This window comes from Paenibacillus sp. FSL R7-0210 (assembly GCF_038009085.1).
Classification (GTDB): Bacteria; Bacillota; Bacilli; order Paenibacillales; family Paenibacillaceae; genus Paenibacillus_AQ; species Paenibacillus_AQ silagei.
In genome coordinates, this window is sequence record NZ_JBBPAR010000001.1 from 697252 (window position 1) to 716371 (window position 19120).

General features: G+C 50.7%; 17 protein-coding genes and 1 pseudogene. 15 read left to right on the top strand and 3 right to left on the bottom strand.

Annotation, left to right across the window (positions count from 1 at the left end; translation table 11 throughout):
- Positions 1-69 precede the first annotated feature (69 nt).
- The 4 genes from typA to MKY64_RS03070 all read left to right on the top strand — a co-directional run bounded on the left by typA (position 70) and on the right by MKY64_RS03070 (position 4106).
- Positions 70-1914: a translational GTPase TypA gene (gene typA, locus MKY64_RS03055; RefSeq protein ID WP_036724305.1), complete on the top strand. Its 1845-nt coding sequence runs from the start codon at positions 70-72 to the stop codon at positions 1912-1914.
- A 151-nt stretch (positions 1915-2065) separates the two neighbouring features.
- A complete protein-coding gene (locus MKY64_RS03060) occupies positions 2066-2362 on the top strand; it encodes a YlaH-like family protein (RefSeq protein ID WP_036724304.1) in 297 nt (98 codons plus the stop codon).
- Positions 2363-2449: 87 nt separating this feature from the next.
- The gene (locus MKY64_RS03065; protein WP_340950834.1) at positions 2450-3553 is read left to right on the top strand and encodes an LCP family protein; all 1104 of its coding nucleotides are present in this window, start codon (positions 2450-2452) and stop codon (positions 3551-3553) included.
- A gap of 100 nt (positions 3554-3653) precedes the next feature.
- Positions 3654-4106, top strand: a complete 453-nt coding sequence (locus MKY64_RS03070; protein WP_036690242.1) for a pyridoxamine 5'-phosphate oxidase family protein — start codon at positions 3654-3656, stop codon at positions 4104-4106.
- 34 nt (positions 4107-4140) lie between these two features.
- On the opposite strand, the gene MKY64_RS03075 is transcribed toward MKY64_RS03070, so the two are convergent.
- On the bottom strand, positions 4141-4716 hold the full coding sequence (locus MKY64_RS03075) for a YhcN/YlaJ family sporulation lipoprotein (RefSeq protein WP_340950836.1): 576 nt from the start codon (positions 4714-4716) through the stop codon (positions 4141-4143).
- Positions 4717-4822: 106 nt separating this feature from the next.
- Here MKY64_RS03075 and MKY64_RS03080 point away from each other — a divergent pair, with 106 nt between their 5' ends.
- Positions 4823-6154: a PhoH family protein gene (locus MKY64_RS03080; protein ID WP_036724299.1), complete on the top strand. Its 1332-nt coding sequence runs from the start codon at positions 4823-4825 to the stop codon at positions 6152-6154.
- A 384-nt stretch (positions 6155-6538) separates the two neighbouring features.
- The gene (locus MKY64_RS03085; RefSeq protein ID WP_340950838.1) at positions 6539-7771 is read left to right on the top strand and encodes an extracellular solute-binding protein; all 1233 of its coding nucleotides are present in this window, start codon (positions 6539-6541) and stop codon (positions 7769-7771) included.
- Here MKY64_RS03085 and MKY64_RS03090 read toward each other — a convergent pair.
- Positions 7763-8899, bottom strand: coding sequence for a coiled-coil domain-containing protein (locus MKY64_RS03090; protein ID WP_340950840.1), 1137 nt, complete (start codon positions 8897-8899; stop codon positions 7763-7765). The genes MKY64_RS03085 and MKY64_RS03090 overlap by 9 nt on opposite strands.
- A gap of 172 nt (positions 8900-9071) precedes the next feature.
- A complete protein-coding gene (locus MKY64_RS03095; protein WP_036724295.1) occupies positions 9072-9308 on the bottom strand; it encodes a DUF2626 family protein in 237 nt (78 codons plus the stop codon).
- A 346-nt stretch (positions 9309-9654) separates the two neighbouring features.
- On the opposite strand from MKY64_RS03095, the gene MKY64_RS03100 reads away from it, so the two are divergent.
- The 9 genes and pseudogenes from MKY64_RS03100 to bshC all read left to right on the top strand — a co-directional run bounded on the left by MKY64_RS03100 (position 9655) and on the right by bshC (position 19105).
- Entirely contained in the window at positions 9655-10302 is a 648-nt protein-coding gene (locus MKY64_RS03100) for an RsfA family transcriptional regulator (protein WP_036724294.1), read from the top strand.
- A 137-nt stretch (positions 10303-10439) separates the two neighbouring features.
- Entirely contained in the window at positions 10440-11420 is a 981-nt protein-coding gene (locus MKY64_RS03105; RefSeq protein ID WP_036724293.1) for a ketopantoate reductase family protein, read from the top strand.
- A 6-nt stretch (positions 11421-11426) separates the two neighbouring features.
- Positions 11427-11813 (top strand): DUF3397 domain-containing protein, encoded by a 387-nt coding sequence (locus MKY64_RS03110; RefSeq protein WP_036690228.1) that lies wholly within the window; start codon positions 11427-11429, stop codon positions 11811-11813.
- Between the two features lie 150 nt (positions 11814-11963).
- Positions 11964-13682 carry a peptide ABC transporter substrate-binding protein gene (locus MKY64_RS03115; protein WP_036724292.1) on the top strand — a complete coding sequence of 573 codons (1719 nt, stop codon included), beginning with the start codon at positions 11964-11966 and terminating at the stop codon, positions 13680-13682.
- A 226-nt stretch (positions 13683-13908) separates the two neighbouring features.
- Positions 13909-14841, top strand: coding sequence for an ABC transporter permease (locus MKY64_RS03120; RefSeq protein ID WP_036724388.1), 933 nt, complete (start codon positions 13909-13911; stop codon positions 14839-14841).
- 3 nt (positions 14842-14844) lie between these two features.
- Positions 14845-15792: an ABC transporter permease gene (locus tag MKY64_RS03125; RefSeq protein ID WP_036724290.1), complete on the top strand. Its 948-nt coding sequence runs from the start codon at positions 14845-14847 to the stop codon at positions 15790-15792.
- 25 nt (positions 15793-15817) lie between these two features.
- Positions 15818-16350: pseudogene (locus MKY64_RS33360) on the top strand (peptide ABC transporter ATP-binding protein); the annotation flags it as partial.
- A gap of 8 nt (positions 16351-16358) precedes the next feature.
- Positions 16359-17279 (top strand): ABC transporter ATP-binding protein, encoded by a 921-nt coding sequence (locus MKY64_RS03135; RefSeq protein WP_036724386.1) that lies wholly within the window; start codon positions 16359-16361, stop codon positions 17277-17279.
- 194 nt (positions 17280-17473) lie between these two features.
- Positions 17474-19105, top strand: coding sequence for a bacillithiol biosynthesis cysteine-adding enzyme BshC (gene bshC, locus MKY64_RS03140; protein WP_036724289.1), 1632 nt, complete (start codon positions 17474-17476; stop codon positions 19103-19105).
- The last annotated feature ends 15 nt before the right edge of the window (positions 19106-19120 follow it).

A 19120-nucleotide genomic window follows, 5' to 3' on the forward strand; every position in this document is an offset into this window, starting at 1 on the left:
AGACTGCCGTGACATGCTAAGAATTTAAACAGTTTTAATTTGATAAATGAGAGGATTTGGATACAAATCATGCATTCAAGAAAAGATATCCGTAACATTGCGATCATTGCCCACGTTGACCATGGTAAAACAACACTCGTCGATCAGCTTCTCCAGCAGTCCGGGATTTTCAGCGCGCACGAGCACGTTCAAGAACGCGCCATGGACTCTAACGATATCGAACGGGAACGTGGAATTACAATCCTAGCTAAAAATACAGCAATCACTTATAAAGAGTTCCTGATTAACATCGTAGATACACCTGGACACGCTGACTTCGGCGGCGAAGTAGAACGGATCATGAAGATGGTTGACGGCGTACTGCTCGTTGTTGACGCTTATGAAGGCTGCATGCCGCAGACCAAATTCGTACTCCGCAAGGCGCTGGAACAGCACCTGACCCCAATCGTAGTCGTGAACAAGATTGACCGTCCGGCTGCGCGTCCGAAGGAAGTTATTGATGAAGTGCTGGACTTGTTCATTGAGCTTGAAGCCAGTGACGACCAGCTTGAATTCCCTGTAGTCTATGCTTCTGCGCTTAACGGCACATCAAGCATGAACGCTGAGAAGCAGGATGAGACTATGCTTTCACTTTATGAAACCATCGTTGAGCATATCCCGGCTCCAACTGAGAAGGTTGAAGAACCGCTGCAGTTCCTGGTAACACTGATGGACTACAACGAATACCTGGGCCGTATCGCCATTGGCCGCGTGAACCGCGGTGTAATCAAGCAAGGCCAGTCCGTTACAGTCATTATGCGTGACGGCAAGAGCAAGACTGCCCGTATCGAGAAGCTGTTCGGCTTCCAGGGTCTGAAGCGTGTGGAGACAGAAGAGGCCGGCGCAGGCGACATCGTGGCTATTGCCGGTATCAAGGATATCAACATCGGTGAGACGATTGCTGATCCGCAGCACCCTGAAGCATTGCCTGTTCTTAAGATTGATGAGCCAACGATGCAAATGACTTTCCTTGTGAATAACAGTCCGTTTGCCGGTAAAGAAGGTAAATGGGTAACTTCCCGTAAGCTTCGTGAGCGTCTGTTCAAAGAACTGGAAACGGATGTGAGCTTGCGTGTAGATGAGACAGACAGTCCTGATGCGTTTATCGTTTCTGGACGCGGTGAGCTTCACCTTGGTATTCTGATCGAGAATATGCGTCGTGAAGGTTATGAGATGCAAGTGTCTAAACCGCAAGTAATCATTAAAGACATCGATGGTGTCAGATCCGAGCCGCTTGAGCGCCTCATGATTGACATTCCGGAAGAAAGCATGGGCTCCGTTATGGAAAGTCTGGGCAGCCGTAAAGCCGAGATGGTCAACATGATCAACCACGGTACCGGCCAAGTCCGTCTGGAATTCCTGATTCCGGCACGCGGCCTGATCGGCTATAACACACATTTCCTGACGCTGACACGCGGCTACGGTGTAATGAACCATGCCTTCGATAGCTATGCTCCACTGGTTGGCGGCCAAGTTGGCGGACGTCATCAGGGTGTGCTTGTAGCAAGTGAAAGTGGTACAACAACCCAATACGGAATCGTGGGTGTTGAGGATCGTGGTATTCTCTTCCTGGATGCAGGTACAGAAATTTATGAAGGTATGATTGTTGGCGAGCATACCCGTGATAACGATATTATCGTTAACATTTGTAAAGAAAAAGCACTTACCAACATGCGTACCTCAGGCAAAGATGATACTGTGAAAATGAAGACTCCACGTACCTTCTCTTTGGAAGGCGCGCTTGAATACTTGAATGATGATGAATATTGTGAGATCACTCCTAAATCTGTACGTCTGCGCAAAAAGATCCTGAATAAGGGCGAGCGCGAGCGTGTAGAGAAGCAGCGTAAGGCGGCGCAAGCCAGCCAAGCGTAAGCTGATAACAATGAAGCCGCCGGATTATTCCGGCGGCTTTTCTCATTTTACAGGCGGGGATCTTTCAAATTGCAGGGATTAATAGCAGTATAAAACGGCTGCGGGTGATATAATGTAAGCGTAACTTATGATCCGGAAGGAGTGACGGGCTATGCAAAGCTGGTTCGCTGAGCATCCAGTTATCGCTTACATTGTCATTTTTATCTTACTCACTTATGTGTATAACCGAGTATTCCGCGTCAATCAGAAGCTGCCGATCGGCAAAGAGATCGTACTGTATGTGATGATGGCGGCAGGCTCAGGCATGCTTCTTATCTTCCAGCATGACAAGCTGCCGATCATCCAGTGCCTGCTGGTAGCGGTCGGGCTGATGCTGCTTGTGCGGGTCCGCTACCTGGTCGAGGCCCGGCAGAAGCGGAAGGCTGCAGCGGCTGCAAAACGGCAGTAGGCGCAACTTTTGATGACAGGGCTCGTCTAAGTTATTACGAAGTTATCTACTTCAACTCCAGTTGAATGAAAAGGAACTAAAAGGATTATGAATACAAGCAAGGGCAATTTGCCACCCAGAAGGAACAGCCAGCAAGGAAGCACCACTACTAACCGGCAGCAGCCGAGGTCTGCTGCTTCAGCTACAACTGCAAAGAAAAAAGCGCGGAAACCGAAAAAGCGCGGATTCTTCGCCCGGCTGATGAGGGTGCTGCTCATCATTCTCCTGATTGCTGTTATAGCAGCATTAGGTTACGCAGGATATTTGTACTGGAAGGTGGACCACGGAGGATTCGGCGTGGACCAGCCGGTTGCGGCAGGACAATCCGCCTCGGAGAAGCCGCTGACGATGCTGCTGCTTGGAACGGACAACCGTCCGAAGCACCCGTCCAACCTGACGGATGTGATCATGGTCGCGGCCTTGAACCCGGAGACCAAATCGGCTACGGTGGTCTCATTACCCCGTGATACATATGTCGAGCTTGGCGGATACAAGAAGACGAAGATCAATGCCTTTTACTCCCGCTTCAAGAGCAAGGAGAAGACCTCCGGGACTCTGGCCGAGGATGAGATGAAGAAGATGATGGGCAAATATCTGGACATTAAGGTCGATTACGCAACCATACTGGATTTCCAGGGCTTCCGGGATATTGTGGATGAGTTCGGCGGCGTAGACGTTAATATTAGTGCCAATATGTGTTACACGGACAGTGTGGACGGCACCAATATTAATCTTAAAAAAGGCGAAGCCAAGCTAAACGGAGATAAAGCGCTGGATTATGTGCGTTACCGCAAGTCCAACTGCAAGCCGGCGACGAAGCCTTCGGATGATTTTGAACGCAATAAGCGCCAGAACGAGGTACTGACTTCATTAATCTCTCAGATGCAGTCGCTGGGCGGTGTTCTCAAAATCGGCCGGGTGCTGGATGCGGTGGACGATAATCTGGAGAGCGATATTGAGAATGCGCAGATTAAGAGCCTGATCGCTACGTATTGGGATATTTCCAAGGAGAATGTCGAATATGTACCGGTAACCGGAACCTGGCGCAGCCCCTATGTATATATTAACGATAAGGAGCTGGACGCAGCCAAGAAAAGCCTTCAGGACCGGATATCCGGAGTGTCCGCTGCAGTGGTCTCAGGCCAGCCTTGAGCAGCAGGCAGGGTACAATCTGTAAATTGAATGCAAGTTTCGTCCTGTGCTATAATATAATAAATTGAATGTATTCTTGCCGCATAGGGGGCCTGTAACTATGTCTGAAGCCGTTGCTCAGCTCAATGAAACTCTGCTAGCTATGCTGCAATCGGAGACGTTTGTTCTTCTTAACACTGTGGATGCAGAATCCGGCGGACCTACGTCGACTGCGATCTCCTGGATCTATGCTGTGAGCCCTTCCATTGTCCGGCTGGCTGTGGACCACCGCTCCAGACTGGTGAACAATATGAAGGTTAACCCGAGGGTAACGATTACTGTGTTTGGCGAAGGGACGGTGCATGCCATTAACGGTCATGCTGCGGTTCGGCTGGACCCGTTGCCGGATGTTCCGTTTAAGATGTGTTGTTTTGATATTGAGATTGAAGCGGTCCGCAATGCGCTGTTCTATGGTGCGCACCTGGAATCTGCTCCGAAATATGCGAAGGTATACGATGCACGTGCGGCCGAGAAGCTGGACGGACAAGTGTTTGCCGCCATGCAAAAAGCCTAGTGTGTTATCACTAGGCTTTTTTTGAAATTAGCTCCTACCGGGTATTGCCTTGCGGCTCAATATCCTCCGGCAGCTGCGGAATGATCCGGCCGATAATATCGGCCATCTCGGAGGCGAAGCCCGAGACCGGGTTGCCCTTGGAGATATGCTTGCCCATCTCGGCGAGTCTGCTGCTGAGGTCCATGTCGGCAGTCACCAGGACTCTTACGCCCCTCGGGTCCTTGCGGATCGCTTCAGCAACCGAATATTTCACGCTTCCGACCCGCGAACGGGTAAGGGCGCCGTCCACATCAATGCCGACCACGGCAAGGTTGTTCATGACGACACAGTGGACGCCTTCTACACCTGGGACTCTTCGCGCTAATTGTTCAAAATGATCCTTGAGTGCCACATCGCTGTCGCGCTTGCCTGCTGAAGGTTGTCCCGAATCTGGGGTGGGCTCCTGTACGGCTGTACCATCTTCCGACAAAGTCCGCACTCCGCGGTTCCCCTGGCTGTTTAAAGTGCCAGCTGATTGTTTATCCTGAGGAGAGGGTGATGTCTCTTTATTAGCGATACCGCAGCTTGTCAGCAGCAGCAGTACCAGCAACAGACACATTGATTTTCTCATATGTGCGTACTCCTTTCAGCCTGAGAATTAGTGATTTACCTTATCTTGCCCTTGCTGAAAAGAGTTATGTATGATCAATCAAACCAGGCGCTGTGGAGGGGATAACATGAAAAAGATATTCGTACTGGACACTAACGTGCTGTTGCACGACCCCAATTCGATTTTTGCTTTCAAGGCGAATGAGGTGGTCATTCCTGCTGTAGTCCTGGAAGAAATCGACTCCAAGAAGCGTAATGCCGATGAAATCGGCCGCAACGCCCGCACCGTATCGCGTCTGTTAGACGGACTCCGGGAGCTGGGCCACCTGCACAGCGGGGTGGTACTGGACCACGGAGGCACGCTGAAGGTGGAGCTTAACCACCGCAGCTTCGTCAAGGTACAGGAGATGTTCGGCGAAGTCTCCAATGACAACCGGATACTCGCTGTAGCGCTCAATTATCTCCATGAGGAGAATGAGAAGGCTGACCCGAGTCCTGTGGTACTTGTAAGTAAAGATGTTCTTGTCCGCATCAAAGCGGATGTGCTTGGTATAACGCCGGAGGATTATTTGTCTGACCGCACCGGCGATCTGAATGAGCTCTACTCCGGCTGCCAGTCGCTGATGGCCCATCCTTCACTGATTGATGAATATTACAGTCACCGGTTCCTGCCCACGAAGCAGCTGGCGCTTTCCTATCCGCTGTATCCGCATGAATTCGTCATTCTGAAGGATGAGATCGGCAGCGGCAAATCAGCGCTGCTGAAGGTCAACAGCGATGCCTCCCGCCTGGAGCCGCTCTATCTGGGCAATGATGCGGTATGGGGCATTAGCGCCCGGAATGCGCAGCAGCGGATGGCGCTTGAGCTTCTGCTAAATGATGATATTCCGCTGGTGACCATTACCGGCAAAGCGGGAACAGGTAAGACGCTGCTGGCGTTAGCGGCCGGATTGTTCAAGGTAGAGGATGAACACAAATACAAGAAGCTGCTGATTGCCCGCCCGGTGGTTCCGATGGGTAAGGATATCGGCTATCTGCCGGGAGAGAAGGATGAGAAGCTCCGTCCATGGATGCAGCCGATTTATGATAACCTCGAATTCCTGTTCGACACGAAGAAGGCAGGGGATATCGATAAAATATTGATGGGGCTGGGAAGTATCCAGGTTGAGGCGCTGACCTATATCCGCGGCCGCTCCATCCCTTCGCAGTTCATTATCATTGATGAGGCGCAGAACCTGTCCCGCCACGAAGTGAAGACGATTGTCTCCCGGGCCGGCGAGGGCAGTAAGGTGATCCTGATGGGTGACCCCGAGCAGATTGACCACCCTTATCTGGATGCGGCGAGCAACGGCCTCAGTTATATCGTTGAGAAGTTCAAGCAGCAGGGCATTAGCGGACATATTACCCTTGAGAAGGGTGAGCGTTCGCATCTGGCCCAGCTGGCTGCCGATTTGCTCTAACCCGCTAAACAACACTAACAAACTTTATTCCAGCCGGGAGCTCACCACTCCCGGCTTTTTCCTGCCCGCCCCCGGAAGGGGCGGGAGAGTTTTTGTGCAGTTAAAAGGTGCGTTCAGCGGAAGGAGCGGAATTGTTCTGGAGAAGCGTAGCGTTCGCCTTTAAAGACGGATTTCTACCTCTAATGGTTATCTGGTAAGAAATCTGGCTTTAACAGCGATCGGAAGAATAATCCGCACACGCAGCGTCTTGCGCACCTGGGTTTAGACCTGCACTGAACAATCCCGCCTTTTCCTTCTATATAAGAGAACGTTTTCACAACCCAAGACAAGTGCCTGCATCTCTGCTAAAATGAGGAATAAGAAACGCTGAAGGAGAGGGCGCATGTGCTGAAACGCAAAAATTACTGGCTGCTGTTTGCAGTTCTGCTGCTGGCGCTGACAAGCCTGTCACCCAGCATGGAGCTGAATACGGATCATGGAAGCTATCAGCCCAGACAGCCGTTGGACCAATCAGAGCGTCCTCCTTCAGGGGAAGCAGGAGAAATCGAGAGCCTCCAGATCCGCGTCTCACTCAGTGCGGAGGAGTTCAGCGTATTGGAGCAGATTAGCAAAGAGTACGCTTTATCCAGCGGAGTCAGCGTGATCCTTAAGAATGTAGAGGCGGAAGACGGAGGAGCACAGGTGCGTGATGAACTAACCATTGGGACAAGCCCGGATATCGTGATGCTGGACGGCCACAGCATTTATGATCTGGCGACCCGGGGCTATTTGCTGCCTGTAGATATCTACCAAAGTGTTCCCGGGAGCACGCCGCTTACGATGCTGATTCCGCAGATGCAGTGGAACGGATATAACTGGGGAGTGCCGCTGGATATCGATCCCTATGTCCTTGTCTATTCGCCGGAGCGGCTCGCCGGAATGGGTTTTGCGGAGGTGCCCGCAAGCCTGGAGCAGTGGAATATGCTGCTAGGCCGGCTGAAGGAGGACCCGGAGAAGAAACGTTATCTGCTGGCTATGGATACGCAGAATCCTTACGGATATGCCGCCGTGCTGCATAGCATGGGCAGCAGTTTGCGCTCCGCCAGCCTTGAGCAGGCTCAGTGGACAGAAGCGGCGCGCAGCTATTTGTATCTGACCAGCCGGTTCAATAAGGAGATCTGGGAGCTGCTGCAGGATGGGAAGCTTGCGGTGGCGGCTGTGCCGCTCTCGGAGTGGGAGAAGCACGGGAATTCGACGCTCGCGGTGCAGATGCCGAAGAAGCAGGAGGGTATACCGAGCTACGAGGTTATTCACAGCCGCTTTTTTGCCCTTCCTGCACAATCCGGCAGTCCGGAAGCAGCGGTCAAATGGCTCGCCTACGTGACTTCAAGCACGGCCCAGCTGGAATGGCTGGAGAACACGGACCGTCTGCCGGCACTGGATGAGCTGTACCGCTCCGCTCAGCCCAAGATTGGAAAGCTGCCAATGGAAGCCGGATGGTTCCTTGCAGAGGATAACACCCCCGGTCCCGGCTCTGAGGCAGAGTGGAACCGGAAGGCGGAGGCGGCGCTTGGTTTGTTAACCGGCAAGCTGAATGCCGCCGCTTATGAAGCGGTGGTACAGCCTCCTTTAGAATGAGAGGGACAGCTTCACATGCAGGAGGCCGTCTGAGCTTGAGACCTCGGTGGCCTGCAGGAAGGAGACAATCTTCGCCGGATAGAAGCCGAGATCGAATTCTTCCTCCAGAGCCTGGCGGGTGGTATCCGGCAGCTCCAGGCCATTGAATACCACATGATCAACATGGAACATCAAGCCGTTGACAGGCTCCTGCTGTATGGTATAGCGGCCGGTCAGCGACAGCGACAAGCCCCCGCTTTTACCCGTTGCCGAGACTGAATTGTCCTTGAACGCAAACCGGAAATCCTGGAACAGCGGGTTCTGGGTGACCAGGAACTCATTCAGATCCTTTTCGGACAGGGCCAGATTATAGGTCATCCCCTTGCGCACCAGCACGCCATCCCGGCTCTGAACGAACTCCGGCAGCTGCTTCATCGCAGAAGCCAGCGCTTTGAAGTACTTCCGCACCTCATGCAGTCCGATATTCTCCCAATATTTACTGAACTCCTCCAGCAGCCGCTCCATACTCTGAGGATCTGTACTGGCCTGAATCCCGCCTGCAATCTCCTTATCTAAGGCAAGCACACGCTTCTGCTGCTCTTCGAGCGCCGTTTTGAGCTCTGCCAGCTCCTGACTGCTGCGCCGGGCGGCCGTGAGTGTGCTTTTCAAATCCTTGTACTGCGTCTCATATTCTGTGAGCGTCTTCCGGTCTTGCCCCATAATAATCTCATAATAATCGAATAGAGCGATTAGCCTGCTGATGCTTTTGGCGGAGAGGAATGCGGTAAGAAGTCCATCCCGTTCCCCCATATAATAGGCCCGCACAACAGCACCTGCCCGTTCCTGCTGATCCGCGATATTACTCTGCTTGGCAGCAGCTTGCTCCTCCAGCTCAGCGGCTTTGTGCTCCAGCGTCTGTTGCTCTGCAGTAATCCGGGCAATCTCACGTTCAAGCTCTGCAGAGGACAGCGTCTGCTCCAGCAGCTTGCGGGTCTCTTCGTCATCCGGCATAGAGGGCGGCGGAGCGCTGACTCCTGAAGCGGAGCCGGAACCGGCGGACAGATAGACCGGAGAAGCCGGCGGCATAACGATGCAGGTGAGGATCAATATTGCTGCGAATAACCGGCGAACCGTATTACGGGATAACACTTGCACCACCACCTTGAACAGAGTTAGACAGGTATGTACTATTAATATGTTTCAGCCTGTTAAAATATCATACCCTGTTTTGCGTCTCCCCGAACTACAATTTTGCAAACAAAAAGAACGGAAATGCTCCCTTAATCAAGAAGCCATATCCGTTCATTTCTATATATATGCGTTAGAGCGGCAATTCCATCTCAAATATCGTCCAATAGCTGAAGCCCGTAAACGTCAGGATCATATACCCCCAAAAGAGCAGGATGTAGGTCTTTTCCGTAAACTTCATGTACCCCAAAATCACAAAAAAAGCGGTTTGCAAAAAGAATAACAGGGCCATTTCCGTGAGATTTCCGGCAAAAGCCATAAGTCCGATGGTAAGTGTAAAAAATCCCAATACGCGAAACATGCGGTCCAAGAGAGGGTCCCCCTTCCAATATGAATCCGGCTAACAGCTGCTTTAGCTTTATTATAACGGCTCTCCAAAACACTGTAAACGAATTCATTGAAAAAAATACAAAATTTCATAAAAAATATGATTTTTATTATTGACACAAGCCTTTTGTTTCGAAAAAGAGAATTTATAGCAAAGGTAGTATGAGGTGCAGACAAATTGGCAATACAAATTAGTATCAAATAGATTCTATGAACTCTAATAGAGGCATAGAAATGGAGTAAGCAGCTTTTATCCCTATTCACTACCCGGCGGAGCTGCCGGTTCTGAAGATGGTTATTTCATGATGTTGTTAGGAGGGTTAGGCTTTATGACAGCCGTTAGACAGGATGCTTGGAGTGCAGAAGATGATCTGATATTGGCAGAAATAACGCTGCGTCATATCCGCGAGGGCAGCACACAGCTTGCTGCTTTTGAAGAGGTGGGTGAAAAAATCGGCAGAACGTCGGCTGCCTGCGGTTTCCGCTGGAACAGCTGCGTGCGCAAAAGCTACGAGGATGCCATCGGTATTGCCAAAGGCCAGCGCCAGAAACGGAGCTATCTGAAAAAACAGCCTGCTTCGCGCGGGGCGCAGGTAGCCGGACTGATTCTCGGTGACATTGAGGAAGACTACAGCCGCAGCGAAGGATTAAGTGAGAACAGCTTGTCCATCGATGCCGTCATCCGCTTTTTGCGGCAATGGAAAGGAACGTTTCAGGAGGCTGGAAGACAGCTTAAGATGCTGGAGCGCGATCTGCGGGAGAAGGAAGAAGAGCTTTCAGAGCTGAGAGTGGAGAATGAACGCTTATCCAGAGAGGTTAATCTTGCCCAGAGCGATTACCGTGTGGTCAATGATGATTACAAGGCACTGATCCAGATTATGGACCGTGCCCGCAGGCTGGCTTTTCTTAATGAAGAGGATGAAGAGAAGCCCCGCTTCAAAATGGATGCGAACGGAAACCTGGAACGGATTGAATAGAAGATTTATGCAGCGAGCCCTGCGTCCGAGTGCGTAACAGCAACGGATTAGCAGGGCTTTTTGTTTTGCTTTTGCAGAGACAAGCAGGATATAATTAGGAAAATTATTGGTGCTTAGCATGGCAGGGGGCAGGGTTAGTGAGAATAGATGTGATAGGTGCGGGGTCACTGGGGCTGCTGCTTGCAGGGCGGCTGATCGCCGGTGGGGCTGAAGTACGGATATGGTGCAGGGGGGAAGAGCAGAGCAGGGCACTATCCGAACGGGGGCTGACTGTCAGCTATGAAGATGGCAGGGAGGCAACACAGCTTCCAGGCGGGAGTTTCTCCGCTGCACCGGTAGAAGAATATACACAGCGTCAGCTCGCCGAGCCCGGGGAGGTTACGCTGTTAACGGTCAAGCAGAAGGTGCTTCATGAGGCTCTGCCTGAGATTCTCCTGCCGCTCAGAGACAGAGAGCTTGTAATCATAGGCTTTCAGAACGGCTGCGGACATCTGGAATTGCTCAGGGGGCTGCTGCCGCAATCATCCATCTGGGCGGCTGTAACGACAGAGGCGGCAAAGAGGAAAACATTAACAGAGGTTATTCATGCCGGCAAAGGGGAAATATGTATAGGGAAGAGCAGCTCTCCTATAAATATTCATGAAACTGACCGGCAGGCATCTGAGCCTGCGGCGATAATTAGTTTCATAGAAGCTCTTGCCTCAGCAGGATTTCACGCTTCTCTGTCGAAAGAAGTGGATACCATCATTTACCGGAAGCTTCTGATCAATGCTGTCATTAATCCTCTAACCGCCATTTGGCGGGTCCGGAACGGCGAATTACTGGCCTCCGCTGCACGTGTACAGCTTATGAAGGAACTGTATACAGAGGCAGCCGGGATATTAGAGGCCTGCGGGATTTCCCTGGAGCACGGTGCCTGGGAGGCCATTCTTGAAGTGTGCCGCGCGACCTCGGGCAATACATCATCGATGCTTGCTGATGTACTTGCTGCAAGGGAGACGGAAATCCGCTGGATTAACGGAAGCATTGTAGATATGGGGCTGCGGCAGGGCGTTCAGGCTCCGCTGCACCGCTGGATCTGCGGACTGGTAGAAGGCATGACTGTGAGGGAGGGGTGAGGCTGTTTGGAATTTCTCCGGAATTCGTTCGGCGTGTTAAGCGTTATTCCGATTGTTCCTTTTTTGATTGTGTATTTCGCAGGAATCGGGCTGAGGCATGATAAGAGGAAAACGATGATGCTGGCGATGGACGTAACTACTTTATTTTTATTGCTGTCAGTTTCGGGACTGTTTAATATTATTTTTGACTCAACCTTTGGATTCTTTCTTATACTACTTATTGTATTAATATCCGCCGGACTGATTGGCGGCGCGCAAAACCGCCTCAAAGGAGGGGTGGACGGAAAACGGTTACTTCGTGCTGTGTGGCGGCTTTCTTTCTTTTTCCTGGGCGTAGGTTACGTATTATTTATGGTGGTAGGCCTCATTCAATACATATCACAAGCGATGTAACGTTCCATTGCTCCGGTGAAGCGTCAACGTCACAAAATTTTAAAGAATTAAAAAAAACTCGTTTTCAGAAAATATTGCTCTAGATTTTTTTGACCACTGGTTGTATAATCATAAACCATATACCACATTCTATTTAGGGGGAACTGCTAGATGAAGAAGAGTAAAAGTCTATTGCTCATGATTGCAATAGTTCTGGTGATCGGCACAGTGCTTGCTGGCTGCGGCGGAAACAAGAACAATGCGAACAGCGGCACCAATGCAGCGGCGACGACTGCACCAGAGGGCAGCACGAACACAGGAACAACAGGTGACGAGAAGCTGGCTGCTGACCAGACACTTAGAGTCAACCTGACTGCAGAACCACCTACGTTTAACCCTGCACAAGCTCAGGACAGCCAAGCCAACACCGTCCTGAAGACAATGTATGAAGGCTTGACCCGCATGAATGATGAAACTGGCCAAGCTGAGCCAGGTATTGCCGAGAAGTGGGATATTTCCGCTGACGGACTGGTATATACGTTCCACCTGCGTGATGCGCAGTGGAGCAACGGTGACCCTGTAGAGGCTGCTGACTTCGTTCGCGCATGGAAAATCGTGCTCGACCCTAACACAGATCCTACTGCACCTTACGCTTATCAATTGTACTACCTGAAGAACGCTGAAGAATATTATGGAAAGAAAATTACAGATTTCAGTCAAGTGGGCGTAAAAGCTGTAGATGCGAAAACTCTTGAAGTTACGCTGAAAGCTCCAACTCCTTACTTCCTTGGACTTCTGTCCTTCTATACTTATTACCCTGTACACAAATCCGTTGAGGGTAATGCTAAATGGGCTACAAGCAAAGACACTATGATCACTAACGGCGCGTTCACACTGACTGAGTGGACTACCGGCCAATCCCTGCAAGTAAGCAAGAACGATAAATACTGGGATGCTGCCAACATCAAGCTGGCTAAAATCGACTTCTCCCTGGTTAACAGTGGAGCAACTGAACTCTTGAGCTACAAGAACGGCGAGCTTGACCGCGCTGGTGCACCTCACGGTGAAATCCCGCAAGAACAGGTGCCAATCGTACAGAAAGAGCTTCCTAACGAATTCCAGAGAAAAGGTATCGCAAGTACCTACTACTATGAATTCAACATCACCGAAAAACCGTTCAATAACGTTAAAATCCGTAAAGCATTGGCTATGACTGTTAACCGTCAATCGCTGATTGACAACGTAGCACAGGGCGGACAACTTCCGGCATTCGGGTATGTACCTCCAGGTATCGCGGGCGCTGACGGTGAATACCGTACTGCAGTTAAAGACGATTACTTCAAAGAAGATACAGAAGAAGCTAAAAAATTGCTGGCAGAAGGTCTTGCTGAAGAAGGCCTGACTGCACTGCCACCGGTTGAATTGTCTTACAACACAAGTGAAGGCCACAAGAAAATTGCTTTGGCTGTAGCTGATATGTGGAAAAAAGCTCTGGATATCACTGTTAACACGGTGAACCAGGAGTGGGCAGTATTCATCGACAACCGTCAGAACCTGAACTACCAGATCGCACGTGCCGGCTGGACTGCGGATTACAATGATCCAATGACCTTCCTGGATATGTGGGTAACAGGCGGCGGTAACAATGATACTGGTTATGCTAACCCTGAGTACGATAAGCTGATCCAAGAAGCCAAAACAAGCTCTGATCTGGCAAAACGCCAAGAATTGTTTGCTAAGGCTGAGAAAATGATCATTCAGGATGACATGATCCTGATTCCGTTCTACTACTACACCAACAACTCCCTGACTAAAGAGTACCTCAAAGGTGTAACTCTTGACTTCAGCGGTGCAATTGACTTCACTCGCGCTTACCTGCTCGAGCACTAAGAATGACAGAACCTTCAGCTTATATAACTGAATAGTGATAGTCTGAAGGGAGCTTTACACTTCGGGATATATATGTGGAATTCCATATATATCCCTTTTTTTTGCATTTCGGGCATTTTGTTAAACATTTCACGAACTTACAAAATAAGAAATTAGACAAATGGCCATTTTTTTCATAAAATCTAATTATGTGTCTTAAAAAAAGTCAAAGGAGGTGTTGATGGGGATGGTTCGTTATATTGCCAATAAGTTTTTCTATATGCTTGTCTCGCTGTTTGTGCTGATTTCAGCGACCTTTTTTCTGATGAAAGCTATTCCGGGGGACCCGTTTACTTCTGAAAAGAAGATTCCACCAGAAATAAAAGCGCGTTTATACGAGCAATATGGATTGGACAAGCCGCTCTATCATCAATATTTTAAGTATTTGGGTGAAATCGCCCAGGGCGATCTGGGTGTATCCATGAAGCGTCTGAATCAGGATGTAACACATCTGATCGGTCAGACATTCTCGGCGTCTCTGAAGCTGGGGCTTATCGCAATTCTTGTGTCGGTTATTGTCGGAGTCTTCCTCGGCATGATGGCGGCACTCTATCACCGCAAGTTTATTGACAGTGCAGCAATGGTGCTGGCGGTGCTGGGGATTGCGGTTCCGAGCTTTGTAGTCGCCTCGCTGCTGCAGTATGTGTTCGCCTACAAATTTCATATGTTCCCGGTCTCCGGGTTCAAAGGGCCGATGTATTATGTCTTGCCTGTAACCGCGTTATCGGCGCAGCCTATAGCCTTCATAGCGAGGCTGACGCGCTCCAGTATGCTGGAGGTCCTGCATGCAGATTACATCAAGACAGCTAAGGCGAAAGGCCTAAGCTGGGCAGCCATCTTGAGCCGCCACGTGCTGCGTAACGGAATTCTGCCGGTGGTAACCTATATGGGACCTATGACGGCTAACATCGTAACCGGTTCGGTCGTTATTGAGCAGATCTTCGGTGTCGGCGGGATCGGCAAGCAATTTGTCGAAGCGATTGGCGTCCGTGATTATACCGTTATTATGGGGATTACCATCTTCTATGGTGTACTGCTTATGGTAGCGCGGTTTATCACTGACATTGCTTATGTGTTTATAGATCCGCGTATCAAACTATCTGGCGGAAAGGAGGGCTAACGAGTGGCTTCTGATAAAAACTTGGTATCGCAGGATGCGAACCTGAAACCGGAAGATTTCCGTAAGGTCGGAGTTGATGAACGGCAGGCTGAAGTCATTCAGCGCGAAAGTCTGTCCGCCTGGCGGGATTCCTGGGAACGTCTGCGCCAGAATAAAATGGCAATGACAGCTCTGGGGGTTCTTGGACTGATTGTACTGGCTGCAATAATTGCGCCGTTCTTCTCAAAGTTCAATTACTACTCTAACGATTTGCTCAACACGAATAAGCCCCCATCATCCGACCACTGGTTCGGTACAGATGATCTGGGACGCGATATCTTTGTCCGTACCTGGTACGGCGCACGAATCTCACTGATTGTCGGCCTTGCCGCTGCTGCCATTGACCTTTTCATTGGGGTCATCTACGGCGGAATCATGGGTTACTTCGGTGGCCGTGTAGACAATATCATGAATAAGATCTCTGAAATTCTGTACTCCATTCCATACCTGCTGGTAGTTATCCTGCTGCTGGTCGTACTTGAACCAAGCCTTGGTACCATTATCCTGGCGCTGACGATAACGGGCTGGATTACGATGTCCTGGATTGTGCGCGGGGAGATTATGCAGCTGAAGAACCGTGAGTTCGTATTGGCTTCGCGTTCGATGGGTGCAGGGTCCAAGCGTCTGCTGTTCAAGCATCTTTTGCCGAATGCTGTAGGACCGATTATTGTAACGATTACGCTGTCCGTGCCGAATGCCATCTTTGCCGAAGCGTTCCTGAGCTTCCTCGGTCTTGGTGTACAGGCCCCGGTAGCTTCACTCGGTTCGATGATCAATGACTCGCTGACCGGCTGGCTTTACTATCCGTGGCGTTTCCTGTTCCCTGCGATTCTTATCAGTTTAACGATGCTTTCCTTTAATATTTTTGGTGACGGCCTGCGTGATGCGCTTGATCCTAAGCTGAAGAAATAGATATTAACAATGGTGGAACCCATGCGGCAAAGATATTGGCATGATATTTCAAGACCCGATGACTTCTTTGAACCCAATGATCCAAGTGGGCAATCAGATAACCGAAGTTTTGATTAACATCAGAATATGCTAGCGGCCGAAGCGAATCATTAAGCTGTTGAAATGCTGAAGCTAGTAGGCATTATGAAAGCGTAGGCTCGCTTTAACCAATATCCCCACGAATTCTCCGGCGAAGTGCAGCAATTCGCTTGGGATCTCCATCATCCTGAATACACTGAACCCCGGCGTAGTTGCCGGGACGGTTATCGTAATACACCAAGGGTCTTGTGCGGCATGGCAGCACAAGACCCGAAGAAGGGCGAGCAGGTGATTCCGATCACTTCAGCTTCCCCGGATCTGATTAAGCCGCCGGTCGGTTATCCGTTCACAGCGTACTGCAGCGAAGCAGTGCCTCCTGTGAAGGAGTTGATTGATCCCGGCATCACAGAGTTCAGTGATACGCTTATAGCGCGCTGCTGGAATCTGCATTCGATGGCCAAGGAGGTGCAGTTCGTTTGAGTAAGAATCTGAGCAAGAATCTGATTGAAGTAGAAGGTCTTAAGAAATATTTCAATGTGGGCAAAGGAAGAGTTCTTAAGGCAGTTGATAATATTAGCTTCTCGATCCGTGAAGGCGAAACCCTGGGGATGGTAGGGGAGTCCGGCTGCGGCAAGACTACTGCCGGCCGCACAGTTCTCCGCTTGTATGAACCGACTGCGGGAAGCGTGAAATACAATGGTACAGATATCTACAAATTGTCCGGCGGCAAGATGAAGGCTATGCGCCGTGATATGCAAATGATTTTCCAGGACCCGTATGCCTCGCTTAACCCGCGGTTCACGGTGTCTGATATCATCGGTGAAGCACTGGATATTCACAATCTGGCTGGAAGCCGGCAGGAACGCAAGAAGCGGATTGAAGAGCTGCTGGATATGGTTGGACTTAACCATGACCATGCCACCCGTTATCCGCATGAGTTCTCCGGCGGACAACGTCAGCGTATCGGGATTGCCCGTTCGCTCGCCGTGAACCCTAAGTTCATCGTCTGTGACGAGCCGATCTCGGCACTCGACGTATCCATCCAGGCGCAGGTCGTTAACCTGCTGAAGGAGCTGCAGGATCGTCTTGGACTTACTTATCTCTTCATCGCGCATGACTTGTCCATGGTTAAGCATATCAGTGACCGTGTGGCCGTTATGTACCTGGGCAAAATGGTAGAGCTGGCGGAAAGCGAAGAGTTGTATGCTAATCCGATCCATCCATATACCAAATCTCTGCTCTCGGCGATTCCGGTTCCAGACCCAGAGGTTGAAGCGAACAAAAAACGCATTCATCTGCATGATGAGCTGGGCAGCCCGATTTATGCGGCCGGCGAGAAAACAAATGACAGCGATTATGAACTGGTTGAAGTGTCCAAGGGACATTTCGTAGCCAAGCAATTTGCCTAAACTTAAAAGGGCAAGTAGAACGTAGGCGGGAGCATTCAGCTCTCGCCTATTCTTTCGATTTACGGATATCCTTCATAAGGATGGCGTATATTACTTTGACGCCGCACCCAACTTTGGATACAATCATAAAGGGTTTACCGATTTATGAATTACATATAGCAGCGGGTTATTGCAGAACAAGGAGGCCATTATCGATGAATGTTGTACCGGAACCACTGCCGGGCGGATCTGCGCTCGCCAGTGACTATATACATCAATACGAAACAGTAGGACATTTGTATGGCGGGGACTTCCGCAGCCCGGAGAGCCGGGCTGAACGCGCAGTGTGGCTTGATCGTACAGGAAGCTTGCGGGCAGACCGTGCAGAGGTTGTGTCGTACCTGCGCAGCTACAACGGGAAACACAATACCCATGAAGCCGTCCTCCGCTCGATAGAATTGCTGGAACAGCCGGATACCCTGGTAGTGACAGGCGGCCAGCAGAGCGGTTTGTTCACAGGCCCTCTATTCGTGGTCTATAAGGCCATTACTACGATTCAGGCAGCCAAGGAGGCAGCGGCCCAGCTTGGCCGGCCGGTCGTTCCGCTGTTCTGGATTGCGGGTGAGGATCATGACTGGGATGAGGTCAATCATACGTATGTGCTGAACCGGACAGGCGAAATTACCCGCATTAAGCTGGATAAAGGCGAAGGTCCCCGGTCCTCGGTCAGCGAGATCCAGGTAGATACCGAGAGCTGGCTTCAGGCGGTTACGCAGCTGGACGGCTTATTGCAGGACAGTGAATTCAAACCGCAGCTGATGGAACTGGTTACGGCTGCATCCACGGCCGCCGGGAATATGACGGAGGCGTTTGCCAAGCTGATGGGATCTTTGTTCGGCAAATTCGGACTGATTCTGCTGGATTCGGCCGATCCTGCCCTGCGCAGGCTGGAAGCGCCCATGTTCGCATCAATGATTGAGCGCAATGACGAGCTGGAGGCAGCTTATCTTGCCGCAGCTGAACGGATTACGGCCAGCGGATATGAGCTGCAGGCCGATGTGACGCCCGGCAATGCGAATCTTTTCTATATTCATGAAGGTGCAAGGCTTCTGCTCCATAAGGTAGAGGGACGGTTCGCAGACCGGAAGGCTACGGTCTCGTTCTCGCGTTCTGAGCTGCTGGAGCTGCTGGAGAGCCATCCCGAACGGTTCAGCAACAATGTGTTAACCCGTCCGCTGATGCAGGATTATGTACTTCCTGTACTCGCTACGGTGCTTGGACAAGGGGAAATGGCTTACTGGGCGATTCCGCATCAAGCCTTCAGGGTGCTGGACGGACAGATGCCGCTGATTATTCCGCGCATGTCTTTTACAGTGATTGAGGGAACGCTTCGCAAGCATATGGATAAATACGGCTTGTCCTTCACGGATGTGCAGACGGGTCTGGATGATAAACGCAAAGCGTGGCTGAACGCTCAGGATGAGCTGAAGCTCGAAGACAAATTTGAAGAGATCAAGACGGCCTTCTCCGGGATGTATGAGCCGCTGATCGAGCAGCTTGGCAGCATTCAGGCAGGTCTGCTGAAGCTGGGTGGCAATAACAAGGATAAGATTATCGACCAGATCTCCTTCCTGCAGGGCAAAGCTCTGGATGCGATGGAGAAGCAGAATGAGGCTGCACTTCGCCAGTGGGAACGGATCGAGCTATCGCTAATGCCGCTGGGTAAGCTTCAGGAGCGTGTCTATAATATGATGTATTATCTGAACCGGTACGGGCTGGAATGGCTGGAGGAATTGATGGCTGTGCCTGCTGACTACAGCGGAACACACCGTATTATTTATATGTAAGCAAATTATTCTAGG